At 60.3% G+C, this 25,058-nt stretch carries 24 protein-coding genes and 3 tRNA genes; 10 read left to right on the plus strand and 17 right to left on the minus strand.

What is annotated here, in order from left to right; genetic code table 11:
* Window positions 1-8: 8 nt before the first annotated feature.
* From tagF to HDE75_RS04585, 3 genes are all read right to left on the minus strand, one after another.
* A complete protein-coding gene (gene tagF, locus HDE75_RS04575; protein WP_183676020.1) occupies window positions 9-989 on the minus strand; it encodes a type VI secretion system-associated protein TagF in 981 nt (326 codons plus the stop codon).
* Complete coding sequence (gene tssM, locus HDE75_RS04580; protein ID WP_183676019.1) at window positions 986-4,783, minus strand: type VI secretion system membrane subunit TssM; 3,798 nt, start codon at window positions 4,781-4,783, stop codon at window positions 986-988. The genes tagF and tssM overlap by 4 nt, the downstream gene beginning before the upstream one ends.
* Before the next feature lie 231 nt (window positions 4,784-5,014).
* Window positions 5,015-5,854, minus strand: a complete 840-nt coding sequence (locus HDE75_RS04585) for a M15 family metallopeptidase (RefSeq protein ID WP_183676641.1) — start codon at window positions 5,852-5,854, stop codon at window positions 5,015-5,017.
* A gap of 147 nt (window positions 5,855-6,001) precedes the next feature.
* Here HDE75_RS04585 and HDE75_RS04590 point away from each other — a divergent pair, with 147 nt between their 5' ends.
* Window positions 6,002-6,688: a hypothetical protein gene (locus HDE75_RS04590; RefSeq protein WP_183676018.1), complete on the plus strand. Its 687-nt coding sequence runs from the start codon at window positions 6,002-6,004 to the stop codon at window positions 6,686-6,688.
* Here HDE75_RS04590 and HDE75_RS04595 read toward each other — a convergent pair.
* Entirely contained in the window at window positions 6,685-7,488 is an 804-nt protein-coding gene (locus tag HDE75_RS04595) for an alpha/beta fold hydrolase (protein WP_183676017.1), read from the minus strand. The genes HDE75_RS04590 and HDE75_RS04595 overlap by 4 nt on opposite strands.
* A 331-nt stretch (window positions 7,489-7,819) precedes the next feature.
* On the opposite strand from HDE75_RS04595, the gene HDE75_RS04600 reads away from it, so the two are divergent.
* On the plus strand, window positions 7,820-8,203 hold the full coding sequence (locus HDE75_RS04600) for a hypothetical protein (RefSeq protein ID WP_260173680.1): 384 nt from the start codon (window positions 7,820-7,822) through the stop codon (window positions 8,201-8,203).
* A gap of 188 nt (window positions 8,204-8,391) precedes the next feature.
* Here the strand turns inward: HDE75_RS04600 and HDE75_RS04605 are convergent.
* Together HDE75_RS04605 and HDE75_RS04610 are read right to left on the minus strand one after the other, a co-directional pair.
* Window positions 8,392-8,467, minus strand: a tRNA-Asn gene (locus tag HDE75_RS04605).
* Between the two features lie 93 nt (window positions 8,468-8,560).
* Window positions 8,561-9,025, minus strand: a complete 465-nt coding sequence (locus HDE75_RS04610; RefSeq protein WP_183676016.1) for a MarR family winged helix-turn-helix transcriptional regulator — start codon at window positions 9,023-9,025, stop codon at window positions 8,561-8,563.
* A 61-nt stretch (window positions 9,026-9,086) separates the two neighbouring features.
* Between HDE75_RS04610 and HDE75_RS04615 the strand changes: the two genes are divergently transcribed.
* Window positions 9,087-10,226, plus strand: a complete 1,140-nt coding sequence (locus tag HDE75_RS04615) for an FAD-dependent oxidoreductase (protein WP_183676015.1) — start codon at window positions 9,087-9,089, stop codon at window positions 10,224-10,226.
* Here HDE75_RS04615 and HDE75_RS04620 read toward each other — a convergent pair.
* Together HDE75_RS04620 and HDE75_RS04625 are read right to left on the minus strand one after the other, a co-directional pair.
* Window positions 10,204-11,505 carry an NCS2 family permease gene (locus HDE75_RS04620; RefSeq protein WP_183676014.1) on the minus strand — a complete coding sequence of 434 codons (1,302 nt, stop codon included), beginning with the start codon at window positions 11,503-11,505 and terminating at the stop codon, window positions 10,204-10,206. The two genes, HDE75_RS04615 and HDE75_RS04620, sit on opposite strands and share 23 nt — an antisense overlap.
* A gap of 59 nt (window positions 11,506-11,564) precedes the next feature.
* Window positions 11,565-11,963 carry a GtrA family protein gene (locus HDE75_RS04625; protein ID WP_183676013.1) on the minus strand — a complete coding sequence of 133 codons (399 nt, stop codon included), beginning with the start codon at window positions 11,961-11,963 and terminating at the stop codon, window positions 11,565-11,567.
* A gap of 332 nt (window positions 11,964-12,295) precedes the next feature.
* On the opposite strand from HDE75_RS04625, the gene HDE75_RS04630 reads away from it, so the two are divergent.
* Window positions 12,296-12,991: a phage tail protein gene (locus tag HDE75_RS04630; RefSeq protein WP_183676012.1), complete on the plus strand. Its 696-nt coding sequence runs from the start codon at window positions 12,296-12,298 to the stop codon at window positions 12,989-12,991.
* Between the two features lie 60 nt (window positions 12,992-13,051).
* On the opposite strand, the gene HDE75_RS04635 is transcribed toward HDE75_RS04630, so the two are convergent.
* Together HDE75_RS04635 and HDE75_RS04640 are read right to left on the minus strand one after the other, a co-directional pair.
* A complete protein-coding gene (locus HDE75_RS04635; protein WP_183676011.1) occupies window positions 13,052-14,017 on the minus strand; it encodes an SAM-dependent methyltransferase in 966 nt (321 codons plus the stop codon).
* 5 nt (window positions 14,018-14,022) lie between these two features.
* Complete coding sequence (locus tag HDE75_RS04640; RefSeq protein ID WP_183676010.1) at window positions 14,023-14,346, minus strand: DUF6916 family protein; 324 nt, start codon at window positions 14,344-14,346, stop codon at window positions 14,023-14,025.
* Window positions 14,347-14,467: 121 nt separating this feature from the next.
* On the opposite strand from HDE75_RS04640, the gene HDE75_RS04645 reads away from it, so the two are divergent.
* The 3 genes from HDE75_RS04645 to HDE75_RS04655 are packed head-to-tail and all read left to right on the plus strand — an operon-like array spanning window position 14,468 to window position 16,706.
* Window positions 14,468-14,986, plus strand: a complete 519-nt coding sequence (locus HDE75_RS04645) for a GNAT family N-acetyltransferase (RefSeq protein WP_183676009.1) — start codon at window positions 14,468-14,470, stop codon at window positions 14,984-14,986.
* Window positions 14,983-15,708, plus strand: a complete 726-nt coding sequence (locus tag HDE75_RS04650; protein WP_183676008.1) for an aspartyl/asparaginyl beta-hydroxylase domain-containing protein — start codon at window positions 14,983-14,985, stop codon at window positions 15,706-15,708. The genes HDE75_RS04645 and HDE75_RS04650 overlap by 4 nt, the downstream gene beginning before the upstream one ends.
* Complete coding sequence (locus HDE75_RS04655) at window positions 15,705-16,706, plus strand: hypothetical protein (protein WP_183676007.1); 1,002 nt, start codon at window positions 15,705-15,707, stop codon at window positions 16,704-16,706. The genes HDE75_RS04650 and HDE75_RS04655 overlap by 4 nt, the downstream gene beginning before the upstream one ends.
* Window positions 16,707-16,719: 13 nt before the next feature.
* On the opposite strand, the gene HDE75_RS04660 is transcribed toward HDE75_RS04655, so the two are convergent.
* The gene (locus HDE75_RS04660; RefSeq protein WP_183676006.1) at window positions 16,720-17,394 is read right to left on the minus strand and encodes an NAD(P)-binding oxidoreductase; all 675 of its coding nucleotides are present in this window, start codon (window positions 17,392-17,394) and stop codon (window positions 16,720-16,722) included.
* Window positions 17,391-18,218 carry an inositol monophosphatase family protein gene (locus HDE75_RS04665; protein ID WP_183676005.1) on the minus strand — a complete coding sequence of 276 codons (828 nt, stop codon included), beginning with the start codon at window positions 18,216-18,218 and terminating at the stop codon, window positions 17,391-17,393. Before HDE75_RS04665 ends, HDE75_RS04660 begins: the two co-directional genes overlap by 4 nt.
* An 80-nt stretch (window positions 18,219-18,298) precedes the next feature.
* Between HDE75_RS04665 and HDE75_RS04670 the strand changes: the two genes are divergently transcribed.
* Window positions 18,299-18,916, plus strand: coding sequence for a TetR/AcrR family transcriptional regulator (locus HDE75_RS04670; RefSeq protein WP_183676004.1), 618 nt, complete (start codon window positions 18,299-18,301; stop codon window positions 18,914-18,916).
* A 65-nt stretch (window positions 18,917-18,981) separates the two neighbouring features.
* Here the strand turns inward: HDE75_RS04670 and HDE75_RS04675 are convergent, their stop codons facing one another.
* The gene (locus HDE75_RS04675; protein ID WP_221291753.1) at window positions 18,982-19,296 is read right to left on the minus strand and encodes a hypothetical protein; all 315 of its coding nucleotides are present in this window, start codon (window positions 19,294-19,296) and stop codon (window positions 18,982-18,984) included.
* 387 nt (window positions 19,297-19,683) lie between these two features.
* On the opposite strand from HDE75_RS04675, the gene HDE75_RS04680 reads away from it, so the two are divergent.
* Window positions 19,684-20,664, plus strand: a complete 981-nt coding sequence (locus HDE75_RS04680) for an alpha/beta fold hydrolase (protein ID WP_183676003.1) — start codon at window positions 19,684-19,686, stop codon at window positions 20,662-20,664.
* 143 nt (window positions 20,665-20,807) lie between these two features.
* On the opposite strand, the gene HDE75_RS04685 is transcribed toward HDE75_RS04680, so the two are convergent.
* The 4 genes from HDE75_RS04685 to HDE75_RS04700 all read right to left on the minus strand — a co-directional run bounded on the left by HDE75_RS04685 (window position 20,808) and on the right by HDE75_RS04700 (window position 22,860).
* Window positions 20,808-20,883 (minus strand) — tRNA-Asn (locus tag HDE75_RS04685).
* A gap of 91 nt (window positions 20,884-20,974) precedes the next feature.
* Window positions 20,975-21,304 carry a Dabb family protein gene (locus tag HDE75_RS04690; RefSeq protein WP_183676002.1) on the minus strand — a complete coding sequence of 110 codons (330 nt, stop codon included), beginning with the start codon at window positions 21,302-21,304 and terminating at the stop codon, window positions 20,975-20,977.
* Window positions 21,305-21,440: 136 nt separating this feature from the next.
* Window positions 21,441-21,516: transfer RNA gene (locus tag HDE75_RS04695), tRNA-Asn, on the minus strand.
* A gap of 129 nt (window positions 21,517-21,645) precedes the next feature.
* Window positions 21,646-22,860, minus strand: a complete 1,215-nt coding sequence (locus HDE75_RS04700; protein ID WP_183676001.1) for an amino acid aminotransferase — start codon at window positions 22,858-22,860, stop codon at window positions 21,646-21,648.
* Between the two features lie 110 nt (window positions 22,861-22,970).
* On the opposite strand from HDE75_RS04700, the gene uvrB reads away from it, so the two are divergent.
* A complete protein-coding gene (gene uvrB, locus HDE75_RS04705) occupies window positions 22,971-25,058 on the plus strand; it encodes an excinuclease ABC subunit UvrB (RefSeq protein WP_260173681.1) in 2,088 nt (695 codons plus the stop codon).

Here is a 25,058-nt window from a genome sequence, read left to right on the forward strand (position 1 = left end):
ATGGTCTTTCAGGCAAAGGCGTCGGAAAACATGGCGCAGGCCGAGCGCAGCGACAGCTGCTCCTGCTGCAAACACGATGACAAACGGCGCAGGGCCGCATCCTGCTCCAGCTGGCCATCGACCCAGTCCAGCTGGTCGAACACGATCAGCCGTTCACCGGCCGCCTGCGGATCGATCAGCGCACGCAAGGTATGCGGATCGGCGCCGCAAAAACCGATCACCAGCACCGGCGCTTCATCGACATGGGCGAAAAACAGCGCCAGCTCGAATTCGGCCTGACGCAGGAAGGGTGCGACCAGGTGCAGCCAGAAACTGGCCACCACTTCGCGCTGCTGTTCATCGCGTGGCAGCGGCAGCACCAGGCTTTTTTCCAGGCGCGGACGGCCGCTGCGGCGCACCGGGCGCAGCAGCAGTCCCAATCCCAGCAGCAGTTCGCGTACCGTCACGGGAAAGGCCGGTGATGCCAGCATCACTTGCAGTTCGCGCACCGTATGCGTTTGCAAAAAACCGGCCAGCTGCGCCGCGTGGCAGGCGGCGCCGGGGGAGATTTCCACCACGTTGCCAGCCAGCGCCAGCAATGCCGGTCCCGGCTCGGCGCTGGCCAGGATGCCGGCCGACAGGCGTTCGCAACTGCTCCACAAAGGCGCCAGCACCAGCGGACTGCAAGCGACAAAGGCCTCGGCGTCATCGATTTCCAGCGCGCTCATGGCCATAAAAGGAAAGCGGCGCTGCGACTGGTCGCTGCTCGCTTCGAGGCGGCCGGCGATGGCGCGCCGGCTGCGCGTGCCGACAAAGGCGAAACGCAGCGGCGGCAAGGCGTCGTAATTGAGCTTCCAGCGCGGCGCGGCCGTCAGCGCATTCATGACCTGCGCCAGCCAGTCGTCCAGCAGCTGCACCAGCGCATGGTTGTCTGCCGCCTTGATGAAATCACCGCGCGCGGGGATCTTGCCGAAATAAGCGAGGCGCACCTGCTGCGGCGGGCGCGTCATTTCGCCTCCCCAGGCGCGACGGCGGCGATGGCCGGCGCAGGCAAAGGTACGGGTGCAGGCGCAGCAACGCCGCCGACGATGGTTTCCGGCAGCTTCATGCCGCGAAAGCCCTGTTCCTGCACCGCGGTGTCGGCGCCCACCCCCGTCGTCTCGGCGCTGCTGGTAATTTTCAAATCCAGCGCCACGACCACCTCGCCGCGCGACCAGCGCAATTCAAACACGCCGCCGTCCTTGCGCTTCTTGACTGCCGCATCGATCATGCGCTTCAAGCCAAACTGGCCCGGCTCGTTGAACAGTTCGACCGTGCGCCCGTCAAAGGTGACGGCGCTGATCCTGGCCCCCGCCGCGCCCTGCGCACTTGGATGTACCATATTCGTCCACTGCGCCGGCGTGTTGCGGTAACGTAGCTGCTGGCCGTCGACTTCCACAGTGTATTCCAGCGTGCCTGGCGCCGGCGACGGCAGTATTTGAAACACCGTTTGCGCGCCGCCAGAGGTGGCCGCCACACCGCCCGCGCCCAGCGGCGCGATCCAGGCTGGAAAACGCGCCACCATCTGCGGCGACAGATTGATGCCCATGTCGGCCCAGGTGCGCGGCGCCAGCATGTCGCCGCGCCGCACCACCAGCGGGCCCATCGAGGTCGTGACGAATTTCGCCACCAGCCCTTCCGGACCGAAGAACTGGCCGATCTCCAGGTTGCTGGCCTCGATGCGCGCCGTGGGTGCAAACGGATATTTGTTTGCCAGTGTACGCTGGAACGGCTCATACACTTGCGCCGTCCAGGTCTTGTTTACTTCCAGTTCGGCTGGCGCCACGATGACGGCAAAGGTCTGCGTCAAAGGGCGCACCAGGATCGGACGGATGGCCAGTTTTTGCGCGTCGCTCATGCCCGTCAACATCTGCTCGTCGACCAGTTTCAAGGCATCGGCCAGTTCCGAGCCGGCGCCTTCCAGCGTCTGCTGCATGAACTGCTTGGCGCCCGGCCCTGCATCACCCTGATTCTTCAGCTGGTTCAAACGGCTGCGCAGTTTCGACAGCGCTTCCAGGTAGGCACGCATCAAGGAGGCGTCTTTGTCCTGCGCCGCCACCAGCTTGCCCACGCCGGCAAATTCGCGGCCAACCGGTCCCATGGGTTTATCCAGGCGGGCCGGATCGAGCTGCGCGTTCAGGCCGGGATTGGCGGTCAGCTGCGATGGCGCGCGGCGCAGCACCGTTTCCTTGAACCAGGCGATGATGCCCCGCTCGGCCTTGCGCAGTTCCGCATTCTGCAGGGCCGGATTATCCCATGAGGTTTCCTGGTATATCGTCGTCAGCAGTTTGGCGATCGGCGACGATTGCGGGTCGCCCAGCCGGTTCATCGCCAGCACCGCGCCGTCAAAACCTTTCAGGTCGGCGATGGCCACGCCCTGCACGAACTTTTGCCATTCGCGCGCATAGTCGGCCTTGTACAGCGCCACCAGATTTTTCTCGATCTGCTCAGGACTGCCTTCCAGCGTCAGGTCGTCGGTGGAAGCGCTTTTCAAGACCCAGTCGGCGCTTTGCAGTTCGCGGTTGGCGGCGTCGCGGAAGGCATTCTCGACAAATTTTTCCCAGGCCTGGCGGGTAAAGGCGCCGGATACCGCATGGCTGCCCGCCAGCAGCGCCTGGTCCTGTTCGCCGACGATGCGCGCCACCGTCACGCCGGGAAACCGCGTCGATGCGCGTGCCTTGATGTCGGCGTACACGCGCTCGCGGGCGGGCATGCCGCGCACCACCCGGCGCAGGTTTTCGCGCGCCTGGTCGACCAGCGCCAGCTTTTGCGTGATGCGCGGCCACGATGGGTCGCTCACCTGCGCCAGGTAAAACGTCATCAGCCGCTCGGCGCTGCGTATCATCTGCTCGCGCGGCATGGCGCCCCGGTTGCCCTCCAGCCAGCCGCGCCAGAAACGCGTCATCTGGTCGTTCAGATGGCTGCTTTCGGCATGCGTTTTATCGGCCAGCATCAGATAGGTTTTCAGCGCATTGTAGGCGTCTTCCACGTTGGTCGGCGACGCTGCCTGATACGTCGCTCCCGCAGATGGACGCGCCGCCTCGGGCGTGCGCGAAGCCGGCTGCAATTGCTCGGCGCTGCCATTCATTTCCGCCAGCAAGCCTTCCAGTCCGGCCACCACCGGTTCGAGCATCACATGGCGGACGCCGTTGAAATACTCTTCGCGCAGCTTGCGCTCCAGCAAATTGCCTTGATACAGGCCCATGCGCAAGGACCAGGGGCGTTGCGTGCGGTAGGCTTCCAGCTGCTCGATGCGGTCTTGCAGGATCTCGAGTGCTTCCAGCCGCGATTGCAGGTCCAGGCGCTGGTCTTGCAGGCGCACCACCTTGTTCAGGTCAGCCTCGACATTGGCCACCAGTTGCCGGTTGCCCAGGTAAGACCAGCTCCAGGCGCCCAGGCTGCCACCCAAGGCCAGGGTGGCGGCGAAAAACACCGCATACTTGAAGCGTTGCTTGGCCGGACTGGCATAGTTGGCCACCAGATACTTGTCGGCAAAGATCACCTTGCGGAACAGATCCAGCAAAAAGTAACCATGCTGGCGCCGGCTGACCGCTGCCGGTGCTGGCGCAAAAGCCAGGTCGAAACGGCGCGCCACCTGCTGCGACGAAGCGCTGACCGGCTCGCCTTCCTGTAAAGCGCTGGTCAGATAAAAGCCACGGAACACGGGCTGGAACTGGAAAGGATTTTCTTCAAACAAGGTCGCGATGAAGATGCGCAGCGAGTTCTTGATGGCGGCAAATTCGAGCGGAAAAGTAAACACGCCGGGCGCCATGGTCGTGCGTTGCCGGTGCGCCATGTTTGCCAGGCTCAGTTCCGTCAAGCCATCGTGCAACTCGTCGAAACTCTGGTCAAAAAACGTCAGCAATTGCTGCGTGGGCAGCTTGCGCTGATAGGGCATGGTAGCGCCCCAGGCACGCTCGCGTTCGCTACGCTCGGCATCCGCAAAGAATTCCGTAAAGCCGGCGATCAGGTCCGCCTTGGTGAAGACGATATACAGCGGCGCGAACACTTCCAGGCGCTCGATCACATCCTGCACGCGCTTGCGCAAGCTGCGCGCCAGTTGCATGCCGGCTTCGGGGTCGCCGCTCAGTTCGGCAATGCTGACGGCAACGATAATGCCGTTGATCGGCGCCTTGCGCCGGTATTTTTTCAGCAGGTCGAGAAAGCCGAACCACTCGCCACGGTGTTCGTCGACCACCGAATAGCGGCCCGCCGTGTCGAGCACGATGCCATCGGTGGTGAAAAACCAGTCGCAGTTGCGGGTACCGCCCACGCCTTGCACGATCTTGCCGTCAGCGAAGGGAAATTGCAGGCCCGAATGCAAAATCGCACTGCTCTTGCCGGCAGCCGGGTTGCCGATAATCATATACCACGGCAATTCATACAGGGCTGCCGCGCCTGACTTCAAGCCCAGCTTGGAACTTTTGATGGTCTCGATGGCTTCCAGCATGCCGGCACGCAAGGTGTCGAGTTCACCATGCTGCGCCTGCCTGGTATGCTGGGCTTCGGCAGCATTGGCGGCGGCGATTTCAGCCTGGTTCAAGATGGCCTGGCCCAGCGCCTGCGCATCGCGCCGCGCCCGGCGACGCTGCAGCAGCCAAAAAACCAGCCAGGCCAGCAGCGCCAGCAGCAACAAGGCCAGCGCCCAGACCAGGGCCACTTCCAGCAGCTCGGCGCCCAGGTAGAGGGACAGGGCCAGCGCCACGAAAGCAAGGATGGTCAGATGGCGGCTATCAGTGAGGAAATTCCAGATTCGTCGCAGCATGGTAGTCCCAGGTAAAGGTCGGGATAGGGAATTAACCGCCTTGCAATAGCGGACCCGGCCCATGCTGACAGCAATAAAGCACGTGTTTCTTGACTTGCAACAAGCATCGGGGACACGCTAAAAACGCTGGCCCGGCCGTGATTGACGCGGCGCAAGCATGGGGCTGCCAACAGAAAAGACCACCATGGCGCGGGCTAGAATGGCTGGCACAGCACAGACTTGAGAAGCAGATTATTTACCCAGCACGCCAGGCTGGCGCAGCTCCGTATGGCCGAAATCCATCATGGCCCAGCGCCCTCCCCAGCGCAAGCCCACCGATTCGGCCGTCACGCCATATAGATGGTAACCGCGCATGGCCCAGGCATTTTTTTCAGAAATGATGAGTTTTCCTTCGTGCATGAAAGCGCAATCGGCCGCCAAGCCGTACTGGTGATAGCTTTGAAAAGCCTTCGCATTCGTCACCTGCGGTCCGGCTGCGGCCAGCAAGTTTTGCCGCCCGGGACTGCGGTAACCTTCCAGCAGCACCATGTCGTAGCCGTGCATTTCTTTCATGATCTTGAACACCAGCAGCAAACGCTGGGCGTAATCATGGTCGAGCAATTGCCAGTTGCGGCTGGCGCCATCGAGCATGGGACGCAGCTGCGTCACTTCCGCTGTCGTAAAAAACAGCGGCGGCAAGGTGGGCGGCGGCACCAGCTGTTCGCCCCGCAGCAAGTCGCTGACCTGCTCGTTAATAGCGTGCTGCTGGTCGGTATAGCCGCGCAAGGCGATGCGGTCGCCGGACAGCCAGGCCAGCAGTGGTGGAATGATGATCAGCAAGGCGCCGGCCAGCGACAGCCAGCGGTGCTGCAGCAGCAAACGCCAGCCCTGGAGCAGGCCGCTGCCCGTGTCGCGCTGCAAGCGCTGCCATTGCGCACCACCGCCATGCTGCAAGCGTTGCGCGCGCCGCTGCACACGCCAGCCCAGGTTGACCATCGCTTGCAGCAGCAGGGCGCGGCCGGCTAGAAACAGCAATAGCCAGCAAGCGAAACATGCCAGCAGGAAGTACATCAGGACCAGGGCGATGAACATGGGACGCTCCGTGTGGGGACTGGCGCGATGGCGGTGCATCATGAGGGAGCCAGCAGCATTGCTGTCTGGTATCACGCAATCGTAGGCGCGGACGCGGCAGTCAGGCGCGGTATACATCAAGCTTCGATTCAATCCGGAGGTACTATTGTGTCTGCATCGAAATCCACGGATGGACATCCATCCGGTCCCGACCTGCTGGGCAAACCATCCGCCGCAGCCGAGGGCCACCGCATCCTGTCGCAGCTCGAGCATGGCGTGGCGCCGTCCGCCATCGCTGCGCCGCCAGGCCGACGACCTGCCTGGCGGCGTCCGACGGGCGCCGCGCTGTGCGTGCTGCTGGCAACAGCGCTTACCCTGTCCCTGCTGTCCACACACACCGGGGAAGAGACCGGGCCAGCCGCCGCAGCGCCGCTAATCGCCCCGGTGCAAGCGACCGTGCATGTTTCCGCACATGCGCCACCTGCTATCCCCGCCACGGCTACGGCCACCATCGTCAACGTGGTAACACCCGCCACGCCAGCGTCCATCGCCGTGCCTGCCGTAAAGGCGGCCGAACGCAAGACAGTGATCCCGGAACGCAAGGGGGCCACTGTCAAGCCCGCGTCTATGGGCAACAGCGATAACGACGTGGCCTTGCTGGCGGCGATGGTGGCCCATGCTCACCGGCAAGATGCTGGACCTGCGGAGCCGTTGCGCGACATAGTGGTGCGCAAGGAAGAAGAGGAAACTGTCAGCCTGCTGCAGCGCTGCAAGCAGCTGGGTCTGATAGAAGGCATGCTGTGCCGCTCGCGCATCTGCTCAGGACGCTGGGACAGCGATCCCGCCTGCCATTAAGACGGCGATGGCGATCGGGATAGATGCGGCGCCGCATCCATGCGGCCCTGCAAGAAACCCTGCATCAGCGCCAGCAAGGCTTGCGGCTGTTCCTGGTGCGGCGTGTGGCCGCATTGCTCGACCATCGCGGGCACGGCGTTCAAGGCTTGCGCCACGATGGACTCGACTTGTGCCGCACTACCGTACTGGTCTTCGCTGCCCTGCACTACCAGCGCCGGACATTCGATCGATGGCAGCAGGTATTCGATATTCCAGAAGCGGAAACCATAGCTGAGCCAGGTATCGGACCATGCCTTGAAAATCGCTTGCGTCTTGTCGCCATGGTATGTGGCGAGTGCGCGCAGCTTGCCTGCATCAAACGCCAGCCCGGCCTCGCGGATGCCATCGAGTGTCATGCCTTCCACAAAGACATGCGCCGCCTCGGTAATGATGCCGCGCAAGCGTGGCGCTTGCTGCGCCGCATAAATCAGCGCGATGCTGCCGCCGTCGGAATGACCGATTACAAAATGGTCTTGCCCCGGTATCAGCCACTCCAGCACTTGCGGCAATTCGCGTAGCGCGTAATCGTGCAGATAATGGAGCTGGCGGCGCCCCGGCAACGGTGAAGACAAGCCATAACCAAGCCTGTCATACAGCAAGCCGCGGCAGCCCGTGGCCTGGCACAGCTGGGCAGGAAAATCCTTCCACATGGCGCAGCAACCGAGGCCTTCATGCAAAAATACCAGACAGGGCTTGGCCGGATCGCCGTCGATCAACTCGTAATAGATATCGTCTTCGGCGCTCAGGTTCAGTATCGGCATAGGCTCTGGCTACATGGGCTGGATCGACAGGACAGGCTTATCTATTGTGCCATTTTCCTGAAACCTGTGCCTGCCTCGACGATAAAAATAGCCTACCGGAAAATGCATCGCGTGCGGCTTGCAGCATCTTTGCGCAAGCACAAATGAGCACCGTTTTTCGTTAGCGCCACACGCCCTTTCCGCCAGGTGCGCGCCTAGAATGAGACTCCTTGCAGATAGCGCAAGCGGCTTCCTTATCAGCCGGGACGCGACACCAGCCGTCGCCATTCCGATAGGGCGTCCCGTCGCGGACGATCTGCGCGGCGTCCACACTATCGATCAGGAGTACATCATGGAAATGAAAGTAGAAAACAAGGGCAGTGATCAGGAGCAGGAAGTCAACGAGCAACCACTGGAACAGGAAGGCAAAAGCGCGAAAGGCGCTGGTGCAGCAGCAGGCGCAAACCTGAGCGCCGCGTCCTTTACCACGTATTACACGTGGACTGCCAACGGCGTGATCCATCCGGTGAATTTTGTCAACGCCAACGTGAAAGCGAACTCGCGCGTCTTCGTCAACATCAGCGAATACAGCACGGATGCGCAGCACCGCTTTATCGGCGCCGCCCGCATGGCGGTATACAACATCGCACCGTATGACGGCGGCTTCCTGGCCTGGGTAGAAATCTCCTGGGGCAGCCCGCTGCACGTCCGCTTCGACGTCTTCGTCGATCCCTGATACGGGGACCAGACGGCATAGCAGTCAGCGGCGGCATGCCTGAGAAAGGCTGCGCTGGCTTGGTGCATTGCCGTATGCGTATCGATGGAATTGGCAGACCATGCGCACCCAAAAAACCGTGCGCAAAAAACAAAAGGGCCACGTGCTACCACGCGGCCCTTGCTGTTTTTACTGCTGACTACTTGTTCTGGCTCCCCGACCTGGACTCGAACCAGGGACCTGCGGATTAACAGTCCGTCGCTCTACCAACTGAGCTATCAGGGAAGTGAGGCCGAATTATATACGCCCATAATTAAGCTGTCCAGATGCAATCACTATTGCAGCAAAAAACCTAAGGCTGATGGCGCTCACACAAACTCAAGCGGCCTCGCCAGACATCACATTCGCAATCACCCGTCCCAGCAGGCTGACCAGTTGATCGATTTCTGCCGGCTCGAAACCAGCCAGCGCTTCCCGATTGCCCTGGAACAGGATCTCGCGCGCGGGGGCCAGCAAGGCGGTGGCGGATTCTGACAAGGAAATCAGGCTGCTCCTGCCATCGGCAGGGTCCGGTTCGCGGTGGATCAAGCCGTCGCGCTCCATGCGGGCGAGCAATTGCGCCATCGATGGCTGCTCCACGCCTGCGATGCGAGCCAGCTCCTTTTGCGACAACTGCGCGCCATCCTTCAAGGCCACGAAGACAGGCAACTGGCCGATCGCCAGTCCCAAGCCCTTCAAGCGGGCATCGGATAGCCGCGCCAGCGCCCTGGCCGCCTGGGAAATCAGCTTCGACGCCACGAACTCGGTTTCCCGGGACTCCAGTCGTATCGGTAAATTTTTCATTTGCATTGGCACCTATGTATATGCATAATATCCTATATATTAACCCATAGGACTGCATATCATGCAAAACGCTCTCTCTATCGCCATCCTCGGTGGCGGCCCTGGCGGCCTGACTCTCGCCCGTATCCTGCACCTGCACGGCATCAAGGCAACGGTATTCGAGCGCGATACCCACGCACTGGCGCGGCCGCAAGGCGGTTCGCTGGACATGCATCCCGAGACAGGGCAGCGGGCCCTGCAACTGGCCGGCTTGCATGACGCGTTTCAAGCCCTGGCCCGTTATGGCGACCAGGGCAACCGGGCTTACGCGCCCGACGGTGCGCTGCTGTTCGACGATGCAAACCTCGACGGTGACACACCCGAGATCGACCGCAGCCAGCTGCGCCAGATCCTGCTCAACGCCCTGCCATCGGGCTGCGTGCGCTGGGACCAGAAAGTGGAAGCGCTACGCCCCTTGCCCGATGGCCGCCATGCGCTTGTCAGCGCAGGCGTCGAGGACGAGGCTTTCGACCTGGTAGTGGGCGCCGACGGCGCGTCCTCCATCGTGCGGCCACTCGTCTCCAGCGCCCAGCCGGCCTACGAAGGCGTGACCATTTTCGAATTGGGCATCGATGATATCGACCAGCGATATCCTGCGCTGGCGGCCCTGAGCGGCCATGGCAAGATGTTTGTAAAGGGAAGCAACACCTTGCTGGCGGCCCAGCGCAACAGCAACGCGCATGTGCGCCTGTATGCCGCCATCCGCATGCCGCTGGACGCCGTGCGCTCGCATTCCATCACCTCGCCAGACACCAGAAGGTGGCTGGCCAGCACCTTTGCCGGCTATGCGGCGCCCTTTCGCGAGCTGATCGAAGTAGCTACTTTACTGGCCGTGCGGCCCATGCTGGCGCTACCGGTGGGGCACCGCTGGGCCAACCAGCCGGGCCTTACCCTGATCGGCGATGCGGCGCATCTGATGTCGCCGTTTGGCGGCGAAGGGGCGAATGGCGCCATGGCGGACGCCGCCGACCTGGCCCTGCTGCTGGCGCGCGGCGGCGAATGGCGCGAGGCCGTGCTGGCTTATGAAACGATGATGTTTCCCCGCGCCGAGGCAGCCGCCTTCGGCGCCGGGCAAGGCTTGCGCGGCGCCGTCGCAGCAGACCAGCCCGCACATATTGCCCGGCATATGCAGCAGGGCATCAGCCCTCGCCCAGATAAATGAACTTGAACAGGAAGATGGCGGCAATGATGTAAGCCACGGCGGAAACTTGCTTGCCCTTGCCCGTCAGCAGCTTGAGCACGGCGTAGGTGATGAAACCGAAGGCTACGCCACTGGCCACGGAATAGGTGAAGGGCATCATCAGGGCCGTGATGGCGGCCGGGATACTTTCCGTGCTGTCGTCCCAGTCGATGAAGGTCAGTTCGCGCAGCATCAGGCATGCCACGTACAGCAGCGCGGGCGCCGTCGCGTACGGCGGCACCGTGTGCGCCAGCGGCGCGAAAAACAGGCTGCCCAGGAACAGGATGGCGACGGCAACGGCCGTCAAACCCGTGCGCCCCCCCGCTTGCACACCAGCAGCACTTTCCACGAAGGCCGTGGTGCTGGACGTGCCCAGGCAGGCGCCAGCGGCGATCGCCGTGCTGTCGGCCAGCAAGGCCTTGTTCAGGCGCTCCATCTTGCCGTCTTTCAGCAAGCCGGCCCGGTTGGCCACGCCCATCAGGGTGCCCGTCGCATCGAACAATTCAACCAGGAAAAACACCAGTACCACGTTGACGATGCCGAACGACAAGGCGCCCATGATGTCGAGCTTGAACAGGGTCGGTGCTATGGCCGGTGGCGCCGAGACAACGCCGATGAAGTGATTGCCGCCAAAGAAAAAGCTGGCCACGGTAATGGTCAGGATGCCGATCAGAATAGCGCCCGGCACTTTCAGCCGGTCGAGTGCGACGATGATGAAAAAGCCGATGATGGCCAGCAGGGGCGCCGGCTGGTGCAAGTCGCCCAGGGCAATGATGGTGGCCGGATTGGATACCACCACGCCCGCGCTTTTCAGGGAAATGATCGCCAGAAATAGCCCGATACCCACCGTGATGGCCGTGCGCAAGGCAGGCGGGATGCTGTTGATGATCATCTCGCGTATCTTGAACAGGCTGACCAGGATGAACAGGCAGCCGGAAATGAAGACGGCGCCCAGCGCCACTTCCCAGCTCATGCCCATGCCCTTGACCACCGTGTACGAAAAGTAGGCGTTCAAGCCCATGCCCGGCGCCAGCGCAATCGGGTAGTTCGCGTACAGGCCCATGATCAGGGTGCCGATGGCAGCGGCCACGCAGGTGGCGACGAACACGGCATCCTTGGGCATGCCTGCGTCGCCAAGGATGCTCGGGTTGACGAAGATGATGTAGGCCATCGTCAGGAAGGTGGTCAGGCCGGCCAGCAGCTCGGTACGCACATTGGTACCGTTGTCCTTCAGTTTGAAATAGCGTTCCAGGAACTGCATGAGGTAGCCCTTGTTGGTTGATACGGTTGAGTACGTACTGAGTGTTTGCCGAGGTGTGCTTACTTCGGCACGCTGGCAGGCTTGAAGGCCCACCAGCGGCTGCCGGCGAAATTCCAGACCAGGCCGATGCCCGTGGCCAGCACCTGCGCCAGCCAGTAATACCAGCCAGCCTGGTGCACCAGCAGCCACATCAAACCCGTATTGATGCACCAGCCTATGCCCAGCAAGGTGAAATATTTGGAGGCCGCCTCGCCATGCCCCTTGTCGCTCTTGAAGGTAAAGAAGTAATTGAGCACATAGTTCACCAGCGACCCCAGGATATACCCCAGGCCGGAAACAACGGCGGCGCTGATACCGATCCATTCGACGCCGCCCCACAGCACGGTATATTGAACGGCGGTACCGGAAGCGCCAACGGCGGCGAAACGCAAAAATTGGTGATGCAGGGAATGAGACATAAACTCTCTAAATGACAGGGACGAGATTCCAGTGAGAATGAAAAATGGCTACGATTGCTCGTAACCATTTTTCAGCCTGCATTTTACTGCAAGTTGCGCCGAACGCATCCGTCGGCCTCGAATCACCGCTTCCCACCAGCCGCTCCAGCCGGGCCCGGCACGAACCGTTGCGTATTGAACGCAAGCGCGCAAACTCGCTTATTACAGGGTGAAGTTTTTATAAAATTAACTTACTATAAATGCGCTGCATCAGAAGAAAAAATCCTGTCAGCATCCAGACAAATGGGTGCGGACAACATCGAGACAGACACCAAACTTGAAAGGCATTTATCATGGATATGTTTTTAGGTTCAATTATCGCCGTGGGCTTCAGCTTCCCTCCACGTGGCTGGATGGCCTGCAATGGCCAGCTGTTGCCAGTCAATCAGAACGCCGCCCTGTTTGCCCTGCTGGGCACGCAATACGGCGGCGATGGCGTGAACACCTTCGGCTTGCCTGATTTGCGCGGCCGGCTACCGCTGGGCAACAGCCAAGGGCTGGCTGGCCGTATCGCCGTCACCAATGGCGCCACGGGCGGCACCGTGGCTTACACCGGCTCGCCGACCGGCACAGGCACGATCACGAGCAGCCTGACCCTCGCCAATCTGCCAGCCCATACCCACAGCGCGACCTTCACCGCGTCTGGCGGTACCGGATCAACCGTCGCCATCAAGGTCAGCACCGATGTCGGCACCTCGCCCACCCCATCCACCACCAGTTACCTGGCGGCGGGCAAGTCATCCGCGGCGGCCATTCCCTACCCCTACCGTCCGGACATCGGCAACGGCAGTACCACCCTGGCTGCGGACATGGCCACGATCACCGGTGGCGGATCCGGCGGCACGGTAGCGGTCGGCAGTACCGGTACCGGCTCCCCGCTGAACATACCTGTCACCGTGACGACCCCCCTGAACATACCGACCGTCACGCCGTATCAAGGCGTGCTGTATATCATCTGCGTCGAAGGTCTGTTCCCGAGCCGGAATTAATTTTTACTGAGCGTCACTACCGGCAAGTGCACCCGCCAGTCCGGCGGGGTACTTGTCACGTCACTTTGCGTGAAAAGCCAGTCCCGGCTCGCTGCCGAGCCGGTAATAAAACTGCAGCAAGCGGCCCGGCTGCAAATTGGGCTTGCCCGGCAAGGCCAACGGCAAATTCAAGCTGCAATCGTAATCGCCGAGCACGATGCTGCCATGTACGCGGATACGCGTCAGCAAGCGCGGCGGCTGGTCCAGCACATCAGGCAGGCGGATACTCGCGCCAGGCAGGTGGCTACCTTCTTCCCGTTGCCAGGCCAGCATAGATGCTGCATCGAGCGTAAACACCACGCCCCAGTCGATGCACGGTTCTGCCGGACTGCGCCGCGCCAGGCCCAGATGCACCGTCACGGCGGCCGGCACCAGCGCCGCCGCCTGCGCCTGCACGGCCAAGTTGCGCATGATGGCCACTTGCGGTTCCTTGCCCAGGGCGGTATTCATGGTTTCACTGACGATCACGTCCGGCGTATTATCCGCAGCAATCCGGTAAGCGGCCGCATCGGTGCAAATAAAATCGCTGACATGCTCCGTAAAACCCAGTTTGGCGACCAGCGCACGCGCAGCGTCGAGTGCTTCCTGATGCACCTCGATCATGGAAAACTGCAATTGACGCGGACTGAAGAGCGCCATCAGTGGCAAGGCCAGCAGGGCGTAGGGACCGCAACCGGCGTACAGCACGCGCACGGGCCGCTCGTCGTGCAAGCGTTCACTTACGGCTTGCGCCAGCCCCTGGATGAAGGCGGCACTGCGCAAGGGCTCGCGCGCACACAAGGCTGCTTGCACAGGCGAAATTGCCGAACCGCTGGGCAAGATGCTTTCGCCCTCCGTCATGTGCTGCGTGCCATCGATCAACAAGCTGGAATGGCGCTCGACCAGGCGACGCAACTGCTGCGCCTCGCCAGCCAGCATGGCCGGCGTGCGCTGCGGATCGGCAATCACGCGCGCCAGCCCGCTCAGCTCAGCGAGCTCATCGTGCATGGCGCTCACGAAAAATTGACCTGGTAGCGCTGGCGGCCGGCATCTTCATCCCTGGCGGGAAATGCTGGCGCAATCGGCCACAGATACCATTCCAGATGCCCCAGTTGCGAATGCTCCAGCCGGTACGTCCCCGCTTCCAGCAGCACTTGCTCCGGGCCGCTGAGTATCAGCGACAAGGGCGTGCGGAACTGCTCGGGCAAACCACGGCGCGGCAATTCCTGCGCCTCGTCCAGGATCAAAGGCAAGGTGCCGGCCGAGGTGTGGGCAATAAATTCGCTGCGCAGGCAGGGCTGCAACTGCGCTAGCGTGATGACTAAACTGGCATTCATGACGGCATCCTGTGAAATGATTGCAAAAAAGGGCAAGTACGTGTCAATATTGGCAGCATAACAAATACCGGGGGCGCCGTTAAGCACTCTCGATACGCTCAAAAAACGAGACGGAACATAGATGAACAGCTCATCCCCTATTCCAGCTACAGCACTGGCCGCACTGCCGGCCCCTTACCAGTTGCGCGAACAGCGCGCAGGAGAGGATGACGGGTTCGCCGCCGAACTCTACCGCTCCACACGCGACGACTTGCGGCAGATGCCCGGCGACTCTGCCTTCGTCGAACAACTGATGGCCATGCAGCAGCGCGCGCAAATCACCGGCTATCAATACACGTATCCCCAGGCGTCTTATCTGGTGCTGCAACGTGCAGGCAGGCCTGTCGGCAGGCTGGTGATCCACCGCGAAAACGCCGTGCTGCGCCTGGTCGATATCGCCATCCTGCCCGAAGCGCAGCGCCAGGGAGCAGCCCTTGCAGTACTCACCTGCCTGCAGACGCTGGCAAGAAACCACCAGCTGCGCATCGAACTGGCCGTCGGCAAGGGCAACCTGGCGGCACGCGGCCTGTACCAGCGGATGGGATTTCGCCTGTGCAGCGAAGATGCACTGCAAGAGCAACTGTCCTGGAGCGCAGCATGAACACACAAAGCAGCGCATCCAGCACCTGGCTGCAATTGCCTTTGACCTTCGATGTGGCCCGCATGCGGCAAGAAAGCGCCCAGTTCGCCGCCAGCGACTGGATCGCGCACTTCAATGCGCGCGCTTATGAACAGGGCTGGAGCTGCGTGCCGCTACGCTCGGCCGGTGGCGAGGCTGGCCACATCATTCCGCTCGATGGTGCTCAGTACAGCGACACGCCACACCTGGCGCGCTGTCCGTACCTGCGCGACGTCATCGCCAGCTTTCAATGCGGAACCAGCGCCGTGCGCCTGATGTCCCTGGCGCCAGGCGCGATCATCCGCGCGCACCGCGACGCCGGCACGGCGCTGATGGATGGCTTGACGCGCATACACATCCCGATCCAGACTTCGCCGCAAGTGCTGTTCAGCATCGATGGCGAGAGCGTCCACTTCACGGCTGGCCACGCCTGGTATATGGATGCCAGTTGCCTGCATGCGGTGGAAAACCGGGGTACGGCGCCACGCATTCACCTGGTCGTCGATTGCCTCACCAACGAATGGCTGGAAAACCTGTTCGCCCGCGCCGGCTTCGTGCCGAAAACGGGAGCCAGATATGGCGACCCAAGCATCAACGAGGGCAATGTGCAGGCCGTCATCGCGCAGTTGCGCAGCTCGCCCGCACCCGCCATGCAAGCCATGGCCGACCGTCTGGCAACCTTGGCCCAGGGCACGGACACATGAACGTGCCGCATGGTTTTTCCCTGCAAGAACGCCTGATGAACAAGGGGACTGCAGTACCCTGGCAGAGCGGCATGGACATGCGCTGCTGGTATCCGGTGAGCGTGGATGCGGGCAAGGACGCCATCGCCATGTGCTGGCGCGACATGGGAAATACGCGCTTTAGCGATTCCTTCTTTGAAAACACCCTGGCCCGCCAGCCGCGTGAAGAACGCCGCGTCTGCCGCACGCCGCTATCGGCACTAGCCCAGCTGGAAGATAGCCTGGCGCCCGCCGCCTTTTTTTTCCATATCTCGCGCTGCGGTTCGACCCTGCTGACGCAAATGCTGGCAACGCTGCCGCACTGCGTGGTGATGTCCGAGCCGCCCATCATCGACTCGCTGCTGCGCCTGCACCACGACAGCAGCGCCATCGACAGCATCGCCCTGCTGCGCCTGGCCATGCTGGCCATGGGCCAGCGCCGCTTTGGCCACGAAGCGCATTACGTGATCAAGTTCGATTGCTGGCACATCCACAGTCTGGACTTGATCCGGCAGGCGTTTCCCGGCACGCCCTGTTTCTTCCTCTACCGCGAACCGCAAGCCGTGCTGGCATCCCACCAGCGCCAGCGCGGTCCGCAAATGGTGCCCGGCATGCTACACCCGGCCCTGCTGCCGCTACCCGAGCATGCACTCGCACCCGGCGACCTGGACGGCTACGCCGGTCTGGTGCTGGCCAGCCTGTACGAGACCGCCCACCGTCATGCGGCGGCCGGCAAGCTGGCACTGATCAACTACAGCCAGTTGCCAGGCATCGTCTTCAGCGAACTGCTGGAGCGGCTGGGCATCAAGCCCACGGCCGAACAACTGCAAACGATGCGCGAGCGCAGCGGCCGGCATGCGAAATACGGCACGGCGTTCAACGGTGACCTGCAAGCGCCAGCTGGCTGCCGTCTGCCGGCCATCGCCGCACAGCTTCAGCCTGGCTACCTGGCGCTGGAAGCGCTGCGCGCGGCACCTTAATAGGGTCAAGTACTTACGCGTCCACAGTCAGCCAGGCGGGCACAGGCCCAGCCTGATCCGCAAAAACATCCCAGACACTGGCCGCTGGTGCATGATCGGCCGCATCGATCAGCGCCCGCGCCAGCTTGCCGCGCTTTATATGGCGCCGCATATCGAGCCGCAGTCCAGGCGGACGCAGCGCTGGCGCTGCTGCTGTCGCCAGCGTATCGCTACCATCCTGCAGCCGGGGTGCGCGGCAGATCACATAACCGAGTCCGCTCGCCATCAAGGCCTGCTCGCGCCTAATGATGTTGTCGCGCATGCCCGGCTTCATCGCATTTAACAGCCACCACACCCAGGACGCACGCTGCGGGCCAATCACCGACAGCAGCACAAACCGTTTCGCTCCCCCTTCTTTAGCGGCAGCTATCGCATTGATGCACCCCTCATACATGACGGCCCGGACTTGCTCGCGCGTCAGCTTCTTGCCATGGATATCCACGGTATAAAACACCGCGTCAAAGTCACCGGCAAGCGCGTCTGTCATCGCCTTGGCATCCGTCACGTCGGCCGCATACGGCTCCACCGTCGCGCTCCCCGGCAGTGGGTTGCGGGAAATCGCCCGCACGGTATCATTGCGCGCCGCCAGCGCAGCGACAATTTCACGCCCCGTGCCGCTGCTGGCGCCGATCACGGCATAGCGTTTCATGCTTGCCCCGCATCGGCAAGGTCAACCGCAGCGCGCAGGCAGGCGACGGCCGCAGCGTGGATGCCGGGCGCGGCGGCCAGCATATCCAGGCTGGCAAAACTCCAGGGCTGGCCATGCGTGTCCGTGACCACGCCACCGGCTTCAGCGACCAATAAGGCGCCGGCAGCAAGACCCGAACGCACCTGGCTGTATTGCCAAAAACCATCCATGCGCCCGCTGGCCACCTCGATCAGCTCCAAGGTCGCCGGCACCGCCATCCGCACCAGCAAGGCAGATTCGAGCATGGCAAAGACCGAAGCACCGATCGCGGCATGCACGGCCCTCCCCTCGCCTGGCCGGGCTTGCCCCGTGCCGACAATCGCCGCATGCAGCTGCGTTTTTCTGGAGACCTGCAGCGGCATGCCATTGACTGTGGCGCCCTGCCCCCGCACAGCCGCATATACCGTTGCCATGGCTGGCAAGCTTACTACTGTCAACACAGCCAAGCCGTCAACCACCAGGGTTGCCGATACGGCCCACGCAGCGCTGCCATGAATATGGTTGACATTGCCTTCGACCGCATCGACGATCCACCATTCGCCATCCGGCAATGGTCCACCACCCTCTTCATCGTCCACCCAATGGCTGCCGGGCAGCATGTGCAGCAAAGTACTCTGCAATGCATCGCTGACCGACACATCATTTGCCTCGATGGCGGCAAGCAACGCCGCCAGGTTATCGGGCCTGGCATCGGCAGAAAAGCGCGCCAGCAAAGTACGGCCTGCCACTTCAACAGCATCTATCACTGCCGGCAACAATGCCTTTAAATCATTCGTATGCATCATGAAAGTTCCTTCGAGATAAGTTGCGGAAACAGGTTCATAATACGAGCAGATACTCGCATTTGATACTCGCATACGACGCCATGAGCCACCGCCCGCCGCCCCCATCCACGACGCCCCGCAAACAGCCTCGCCAGCGGCGCTCCGCCGTCACCGTGGCCGCCATCCTGGAGGCGGCCGCTCGCATTCTCGAAACCACGGGCTACGATGGCTACACCACCAATGCCGTGGCGGCGCGGGCCGGCGTCAGTGTCGGTTCGCTATATCAATACTTTCCCAACCGGGATGCGATCACGCGCGCACTGATCGAACAGGAGTCCGGCGCCCTGCTGAGCGACATTCTTGCCATGGAAGTTCAGGACAATGGCCAGCAAGGCATACGGTCATTGCTGGCCATTGCTGTCCACCACCAGTTGCGGCGGCCACGTCTGGCGCGCTTGCTCGACGCCGAAGAAGCCCGGCTGCCTGCCAGCGCGGAGTTACAACACAATGGGGAGCGCGCAGCAGCGGTGCTGCGGGGATGCCTGGAAAAAATGGGACTGCCGGAAGAGGCAATCGCCAATACCGCCGTGCGCGACGTGATGGCAATCACGCGCGGCATGGTCGATAGCGCAGGCAGCCATGGTGAAAGCGATCAGCAGGCTTTGCTGGTACGCGTGACGGCGGCGGTGTCAGGATATCTGGCGGCGATAGCAAGGTGACGCAATAGGGGATGTGGGGGACTTCAATCTGCCCGGCAGTGCGGCGCTGGCAAAGGCGTGCCGGCTCAGCGCGCTGCAACGGCTTGGGCGCCATTCTCTTGCCGCCACTTGCGCACCATCTCAGCCGTGATCTCGCGGTCATAGCAAATCGGCGCGTAGCCACCTTTGCGGCTCCACGCACTGCGGCCTCCGCAGGCACTGCCATTTTTGGCGGCATTATAGGGACAGGGACAACGTCCTGGGTAGGAGGCAATCGACTCGCCGATGATCTGCTGCCTGACCTGCGCATCCGAAGGCGGCTGGCCCTTTTGGGCATAAACCTGCGGCGCGCAAACCATACCGGCAATGATGATCAACAACCTGGCAGCAATATTTTTCATGAACGGGACGTCATCTTTCAGCTGGGTAAGCTAACCGGTGCGAATGGCATCCAACAGCCACGACCGCTCTTTTCAGCGCAAAGAGTATGACAGATGCATTTCGGCAAATTTACACCAAATGTCACGCCCCTGGTCCAAATGCAAAAGCCCAGGCAAGGGCCTGGGCTTTTTGATGCTGCGGATGTGCTGACTCCCGATCGCCTGACCAGGCCAAGTCTCGCAGCGGGAAGATGAGATGCTGCGCAGATATTTCATATCCAACATGCTATTCTAGCAATCTCAGCCGTTGCCTGGCAGCCACTGAGATCAAAAAACACCTATGCCGCAACTGTTTGAACTCTATGCAACATAAACCAACATCAACAATCCACAAATGATTGCAAAACAATGAAAAAAATTATATTGGCAATTTTATTTATAACACTTATTCCACTTCAGGAATCCAAAGGCCAAAACATAACAGAGCCAGAGCTTATTCCGCTTGCAATCAACAGATCCCTGACACCAGAAATTGGCGGCATAAAACAAGTTATAGAAATTAAAACTGATGATCTCAACAAACCAGTTCTTCTGTTTTTATCCGGCGGCCCAGGAAGCTCCATGATAAAGGGTGCGGACTCCTTTACCAATCTTTTGAAAAATAGATTTACCATCGTTCAATGGGATCAAAGAGATGCCGGGAAAACGTTGAAATTAAATCCCTCGCCAACGCAGCCAACGGTTGCACAAATGCAAAGCGATACGCATGAAGTTGTAGAGTTTGTCAGGAAAGAACTACATCAGGAAAAAATATACTTGCTAGGTAGCTCCTGGGGAAACGTTCTGGGATTTTACATGGTTAAAAATTATCCTGAACAACTTCATGCTTATTTTGCCTCCAATCCAGTGATCAATCAGTTTCCAAGCGAAAAAGAGTTACTTGAAACCTTGCAAGTTCATTTTAAAGACAACCCTATCGCCAGCAAAGAACTAGCTAGCGTAAACACTTCCTTTCAAACTGATGAGGATTTATTCTATCTACGAAAGTGGCTTTTCTACAAAGAAGGAAAAGAATTTGCAGTAAGCAATGAGTTCAAAGATATGTTTTTTCAATGGGCAAAAACCTGGTCGCCTGTGTGGAAAGATGTCATGAAAATAGACCTGACAAAAACCCTGAAAACGATTGACTGCCCAGTCTATTTTTTCGTTGGAAAAAATGACATTCAAACATCCAGAAAAATTACAGAAGCATACTTTGCCGAGTTAAAGGCGCCAAAAAAAGAATTATTCGTATTTGAAAATTCCGGGCATCAGATCCATCAAGAGGAATCTGAGAATTTTCAACATACCATCATCAACATATTGGATGCGAGTCAATCCGGGAAGTAAATAATGCTGAATTCCGCAAAAGTCCAGGGTGAAGATGCGCCACTGACGCCCAATACATAGAATCAATATATAGAATCAATACATGGACTTGAAATGCAAAAAGCCCAACCGAAAGGCTGGGCTTTTTGATACTGCTGATGTTCTGGCTCCCCGACCTGGACTCGAACCAGGGACCTGCGGATTAACAGTCCGTCGCTCTACCGACTGAGCTATCAGGGAAAAGAGGCCGCATTATATAGGGCAAATTTTCAACTGTCCAGATTTCCTCAGGAAAATGTTTATCTTTTCCCCAGCCACCTTTCAATCCATATCAGGCCAGCGTTTCCTGCGCTACATAGTCAATCACCAGCACCCTGCCCAGCCAGGGCTTGAGCAAGTCGACGAACAGCAGGTGCTCTGGGTGGACCAGATAGGCGTCGCGCGCGGCGGCGCCGCTGAAGGTCAGGGTGAAGCAATCGGTGTAGCCGTCATCCAGTCCTTCCGCGCTGACATTCTGCCCCCATTCGAACTTCAGTACGCCTGGTATGCGGTCTTTCAGCTGGGAAAACTCACGCACGAGTTCGGCGTGCTTGGCGGCGCTGATGTCGTCAATAAATTCGCACAGCACAATGTGGCGCAAGGGGGCGGTGGAACAAGCCATGGCTAACTCTCCTGTAGATAGTCTCAGCAGGATAGCGCAAATCGCTGGCAAGCATACTCAGGCGGCTGAAACCACCATGGCCCAGCTCAGCGCACAACGAAAAAAGCCACGTTTTTCAACGTGGCTTTTTGAATTCTGGCTCCCCGACCTGGACTCGAACCAGGGACCTGCGGATTAACAGTCCGTCGCTCTACCGACTGAGCTATCAGGGAAAAGAGGCAATATTATATGTCGTTTATTTGGTATTTACAAGATCCAGTTACTATCTTGCTTAACACGCTTATCACAACTTTTTATTGCCATCAGCGCGCTCTTGCAAGCAGCGCCGAAGAAGCAAGATATTAAAGGACTTTGGCGATGGCGTCAATAACGATGTCGATATTGCGCGAATTCAAGGCTGCCACGCAGATACGACCCGTATCGACGGCGTAGATCGATCGCTCGCGCAAGGCTGCCACTTGTTCCTTGGTCAAGCCCGAGTACGAGAACATGCCGATTTGCTCGCGCACGAAACCGAAGTCGTGTGCAGGCGCTTTCTCTTTCAGCTTGGCAACAAAGGCATTGCGCATTTCGCGGATACGCAGGCGCATGCCGGCCAGTTCCTCTTCCCACAGCTGGCGCAATTCCGGCGTAGCCAGCACGGTAGCGACCACCTTGCCGCCATGCGTAGGCGGGTTCGAGTAGTTGGTGCGTACTACGCGTTTCAGTTGCGACAGCAGGCGCGACGCTTCCTCGGCGCTGGCAGCGACCACGCTCAGGGCGCCCACACGCTCGCCATACAGCGAGAACGATTTCGAGAACGAATTCGACACCAGCAGCGGGCCGCCAGCATCCGCGAAACGGCGTACCACGGCGCCGTCTTCGGCGATGCCGTTGGCGAAGCCCTGGTAAGCCATGTCCAGGAACGGCACCAGGCCGCGCGCGGTGACTACCGAGATGATCTGATCCCACTGGGCCACGCTCAGGTCGGCGCCGGTCGGATTATGGCAGCAGGCGTGCAGCACGACGACAGAACCCGATGGCATGGCGTTCAGGTCAGCCAGCATGCCGTCGAAATTGACGCCGTGGGTAACAGCGTCATAGTAAGCGTAGTTGTTGACTACGAAACCGGCGCTTTCAAACAGCGCGCGGTGGTTTTCCCAGCTAGGGTCGCTGATGTAGACTTGCGCGCCTGGCGCGAAGCGCTGCAGGAAGTCGGCGCCGATTTTCAGTGCGCCCGTGCCGCCGATGGCTTGCACGGTGATGGCGCGGCGCTCTTGAATCACGGCGCTATCGGCCCCAAATACCAATTCTTGCACCGCTTTGTCGTAGGCAGCCAGGCCTTCGATCGGCAGATAGGTGCGTGGCGCGCCCTGTTCGATCAGGATCGCTTCTGCCTTGCGTACGCAAGCTAACAGAGGCACTTTGCCGTTGTCGTCATAATAAACGCCGACGCCCAGATTGATTTTGGCGGGATTCTGATCCGCGTTAAATGCTTCGGTGATGCCCAGGATCGGGTCGCGTGGGGCCATCTCGATGGCGCTAAACAGACTGGCAGAAACAGTTGGGTTCGTCATGATAAGATTGGATTCGATTGGAAGCAGGTTCACAGCGGAGTTGTCGGCAGCACCCAAAAATAACTCCAGGGCCGCCAGCAGAGCACTATTCTAACAAAGGTCTGATTCACATGCCCGATTTATCCCATGCCAATGACGCGCAAGCCACCGTCGTCACCTTTCCCGATTCGCCGTTTCGCCTGCACCAGCCGTTTCCGCCGGCCGGCGACCAGCCGACGGCGATTGCCGGACTGACCGAGGGCATCGCCGATGGCCTAGCCTTCCAGACCCTGCTGGGCGTGACCGGTTCGGGCAAGACCTACACCATGGCCAACGTGATTGCGCGCATGGGCCGCCCCGCCATCATCTTCGCGCCCAACAAGACCCTGGCCGCGCAGCTGTACAGTGAATTCCGCGACTTTTTCCCGGAAAACGCCGTCGAATACTTCGTCAGCTACTACGATTACTACCAGCCGGAAGCCTACGTGCCCCAGCGCGACCTGTTCATCGAGAAGGATTCCTCGATCAATGAGCATATCGAACAAATGCGTCTGTCGTGCACCAAGTCGCTGATGGAGCGGCGCGACGTGATCATCGTCGCCACCGTCTCGGCCATCTACGGTATCGGTAACCCGAACGAATACCATCAAATGATTCTGACCTTGCGCGTGAAAGACAAGGTCGCCCAGCGCGACGTGATCGCGCGCCTGATCCAGATGCAGTACACGCGCAATGAAGTCGACTTCGGCCGCGGCACTTTCCGCGTACGCGGCGATACCATCGACATCTTCCCCGCCGAGCATGCGGAGCTGGCCGTGCGCCTGGAAATGTTCGACGACGAAATCGAATCGATACAGCTGTTCGACCCGCTGACAGGCCGCGTGCGGCAAAAAATCCCGCGCTTCACGGTCTACCCCGGCTCGCACTATGTCACGCCCCGCTCCACCGTGCTGCGCGCCGTGGAAACCATCAAGGACGAGCTGCGCGAACGGCTGGAATTTTTCCGCAAGGAGAACAAGCTGATCGAAGAGCAGCGCCTGGAACAGCGCACCCGCTTCGACCTGGAAATGATGGCGGAAATCGGTTTTACGAAGGGCATCGAGAACTACTCGCGCCATTTGTCCGGCGCCTTGCCCGGCGAACCGCCACCGACCCTGGTCGACTACCTGCCGCCCGACGCTCTCATGTTCCTCGACGAGTCGCATGTGCTGACGGGCCAGCTGAGCGCCATGTATAACGGCGACCGTTCGCGCAAGACCAACCTGGTCGACTATGGTTTCCGCCTGCCGTCCGCACTCGACAACCGGCCCTTGAAATTCGAGGAATTCGAACAGAAGATGCGCCAGACCATATTCGTCTCGGCCACGCCAGCCGAATACGAAAAGAACCATTCCGACCAGGTGGTGGAACAGGTGGTGCGCCCTACCGGCCTGGTCGACCCGCAAATCATCGTGCGCCCGGCTAGTACGCAGGTCGATGACCTGATGTCGGAAATCGTCGAGCGCATCAAAAAGGATGAGCGCGTGCTGGTCACTACGCTCACCAAGCGCATGTCCGAGCAATTGACCGAATACTTGGGCGACCATGGCATCAAGGTGCGCTACCTGCACAGCGATATCGAGACGGTGGAGCGCGTGGAAATCCTGCGCGACCTGCGCCTGGGCACCTTCGACGTGCTGGTGGGGATCAACCTGCTGCGCGAGGGCCTGGACTTGCCCGAAGTATCGCTAGTGGCCATCCTCGACGCGGACAAGGAAGGCTTCTTGCGTTCCGAGCGCAGCCTGATCCAGACCATCGGCCGCGCCGCGCGTAACCTGAACGGCACGGCGATTCTGTACGGCGACCGCATCACCGATTCCATGCGCCGCGCCATCGACGAAACCGAGCGCCGCCGGGCCAAGCAGATCTCCTTCAACACGGCCAACAACATCATCCCGATCGGCGTGAAAAAATCGATCCGTGAAATGATCGACGGCGTCTACAGCCCGCAGGAAGCGCGTGAAACCTTGCAAGCGGCGCAGGAAACGGCCAAGTTCGAAGCCATGAGCGAAAAGCAGGTCAGCAAGGAAATCAAGCGCCTGGAAAAACTGATGGTCGACCACGCCAAGAACCTGGAGTTCGAAAAAGCGGCGCAAGTGCGCGACCAGCTGCACGTCCTCAAGCAGCAGCTGTTCGGCGCACCGGGCAGCGACAATGTGGTGTCGATGCTGGGCAAATAA

Origin of the sequence: Janthinobacterium silvisoli (assembly GCF_014200725.1) — a bacterium.
Taxonomy (GTDB): domain Bacteria; phylum Pseudomonadota; class Gammaproteobacteria; order Burkholderiales; family Burkholderiaceae_D; genus Janthinobacterium.

Excerpts from the sequence above, each read along its gene's own strand:
- HDE75_RS04625 (WP_183676013.1), bottom strand. The coding sequence starts at position 11,963 with ATGTCTCATTCCCTGCATCACCAATTTTTGCGTTTCGCCGCCGTTGGC.
- uvrB (WP_260173681.1), top strand. The coding sequence starts at position 22,971 with ATGCCCGATTTATCCCATGCCAATGACGCGCAAGCCACCGTCGTCACC.
- HDE75_RS04615 (WP_183676015.1), top strand. The coding sequence starts at position 9,087 with ATGCAAAACGCTCTCTCTATCGCCATCCTCGGTGGCGGCCCTGGCGGC.
- HDE75_RS04690 (WP_183676002.1), bottom strand. The coding sequence starts at position 21,304 with ATGGCTTGTTCCACCGCCCCCTTGCGCCACATTGTGCTGTGCGAATTT.
- HDE75_RS04620 (WP_183676014.1), bottom strand. The coding sequence starts at position 11,505 with ATGCAGTTCCTGGAACGCTATTTCAAACTGAAGGACAACGGTACCAAT.
- HDE75_RS04630 (WP_183676012.1), top strand. The coding sequence starts at position 12,296 with ATGGATATGTTTTTAGGTTCAATTATCGCCGTGGGCTTCAGCTTCCCT.
- tagF (WP_183676020.1), bottom strand. The coding sequence starts at position 989 with ATGACGCGCCCGCCGCAGCAGGTGCGCCTCGCTTATTTCGGCAAGATC.
- HDE75_RS04670 (WP_183676004.1), top strand. The coding sequence starts at position 18,299 with ATGAGCCACCGCCCGCCGCCCCCATCCACGACGCCCCGCAAACAGCCT.
- HDE75_RS04675 (WP_221291753.1), bottom strand. The coding sequence starts at position 19,296 with ATGAAAAATATTGCTGCCAGGTTGTTGATCATCATTGCCGGTATGGTT.
- HDE75_RS04700 (WP_183676001.1), bottom strand. The coding sequence starts at position 22,860 with ATGACGAACCCAACTGTTTCTGCCAGTCTGTTTAGCGCCATCGAGATG.
- HDE75_RS04680 (WP_183676003.1), top strand. The coding sequence starts at position 19,684 with ATGAAAAAAATTATATTGGCAATTTTATTTATAACACTTATTCCACTT.
- HDE75_RS04645 (WP_183676009.1), top strand. The coding sequence starts at position 14,468 with ATGAACAGCTCATCCCCTATTCCAGCTACAGCACTGGCCGCACTGCCG.
- HDE75_RS04655 (WP_183676007.1), top strand. The coding sequence starts at position 15,705 with ATGAACGTGCCGCATGGTTTTTCCCTGCAAGAACGCCTGATGAACAAG.
- HDE75_RS04610 (WP_183676016.1), bottom strand. The coding sequence starts at position 9,025 with ATGAAAAATTTACCGATACGACTGGAGTCCCGGGAAACCGAGTTCGTG.
- HDE75_RS04665 (WP_183676005.1), bottom strand. The coding sequence starts at position 18,218 with ATGATGCATACGAATGATTTAAAGGCATTGTTGCCGGCAGTGATAGAT.
- HDE75_RS04640 (WP_183676010.1), bottom strand. The coding sequence starts at position 14,346 with ATGAATGCCAGTTTAGTCATCACGCTAGCGCAGTTGCAGCCCTGCCTG.
- HDE75_RS04650 (WP_183676008.1), top strand. The coding sequence starts at position 14,983 with ATGAACACACAAAGCAGCGCATCCAGCACCTGGCTGCAATTGCCTTTG.
- HDE75_RS04600 (WP_260173680.1), top strand. The coding sequence starts at position 7,820 with ATGGAAATGAAAGTAGAAAACAAGGGCAGTGATCAGGAGCAGGAAGTC.
- tssM (WP_183676019.1), bottom strand. The coding sequence starts at position 4,783 with ATGCTGCGACGAATCTGGAATTTCCTCACTGATAGCCGCCATCTGACC.
- HDE75_RS04635 (WP_183676011.1), bottom strand. The coding sequence starts at position 14,017 with ATGCACGATGAGCTCGCTGAGCTGAGCGGGCTGGCGCGCGTGATTGCC.
- HDE75_RS04595 (WP_183676017.1), bottom strand. The coding sequence starts at position 7,488 with ATGCCGATACTGAACCTGAGCGCCGAAGACGATATCTATTACGAGTTG.
- HDE75_RS04660 (WP_183676006.1), bottom strand. The coding sequence starts at position 17,394 with ATGAAACGCTATGCCGTGATCGGCGCCAGCAGCGGCACGGGGCGTGAA.
- HDE75_RS04585 (WP_183676641.1), bottom strand. The coding sequence starts at position 5,854 with ATGTTCATCGCCCTGGTCCTGATGTACTTCCTGCTGGCATGTTTCGCT.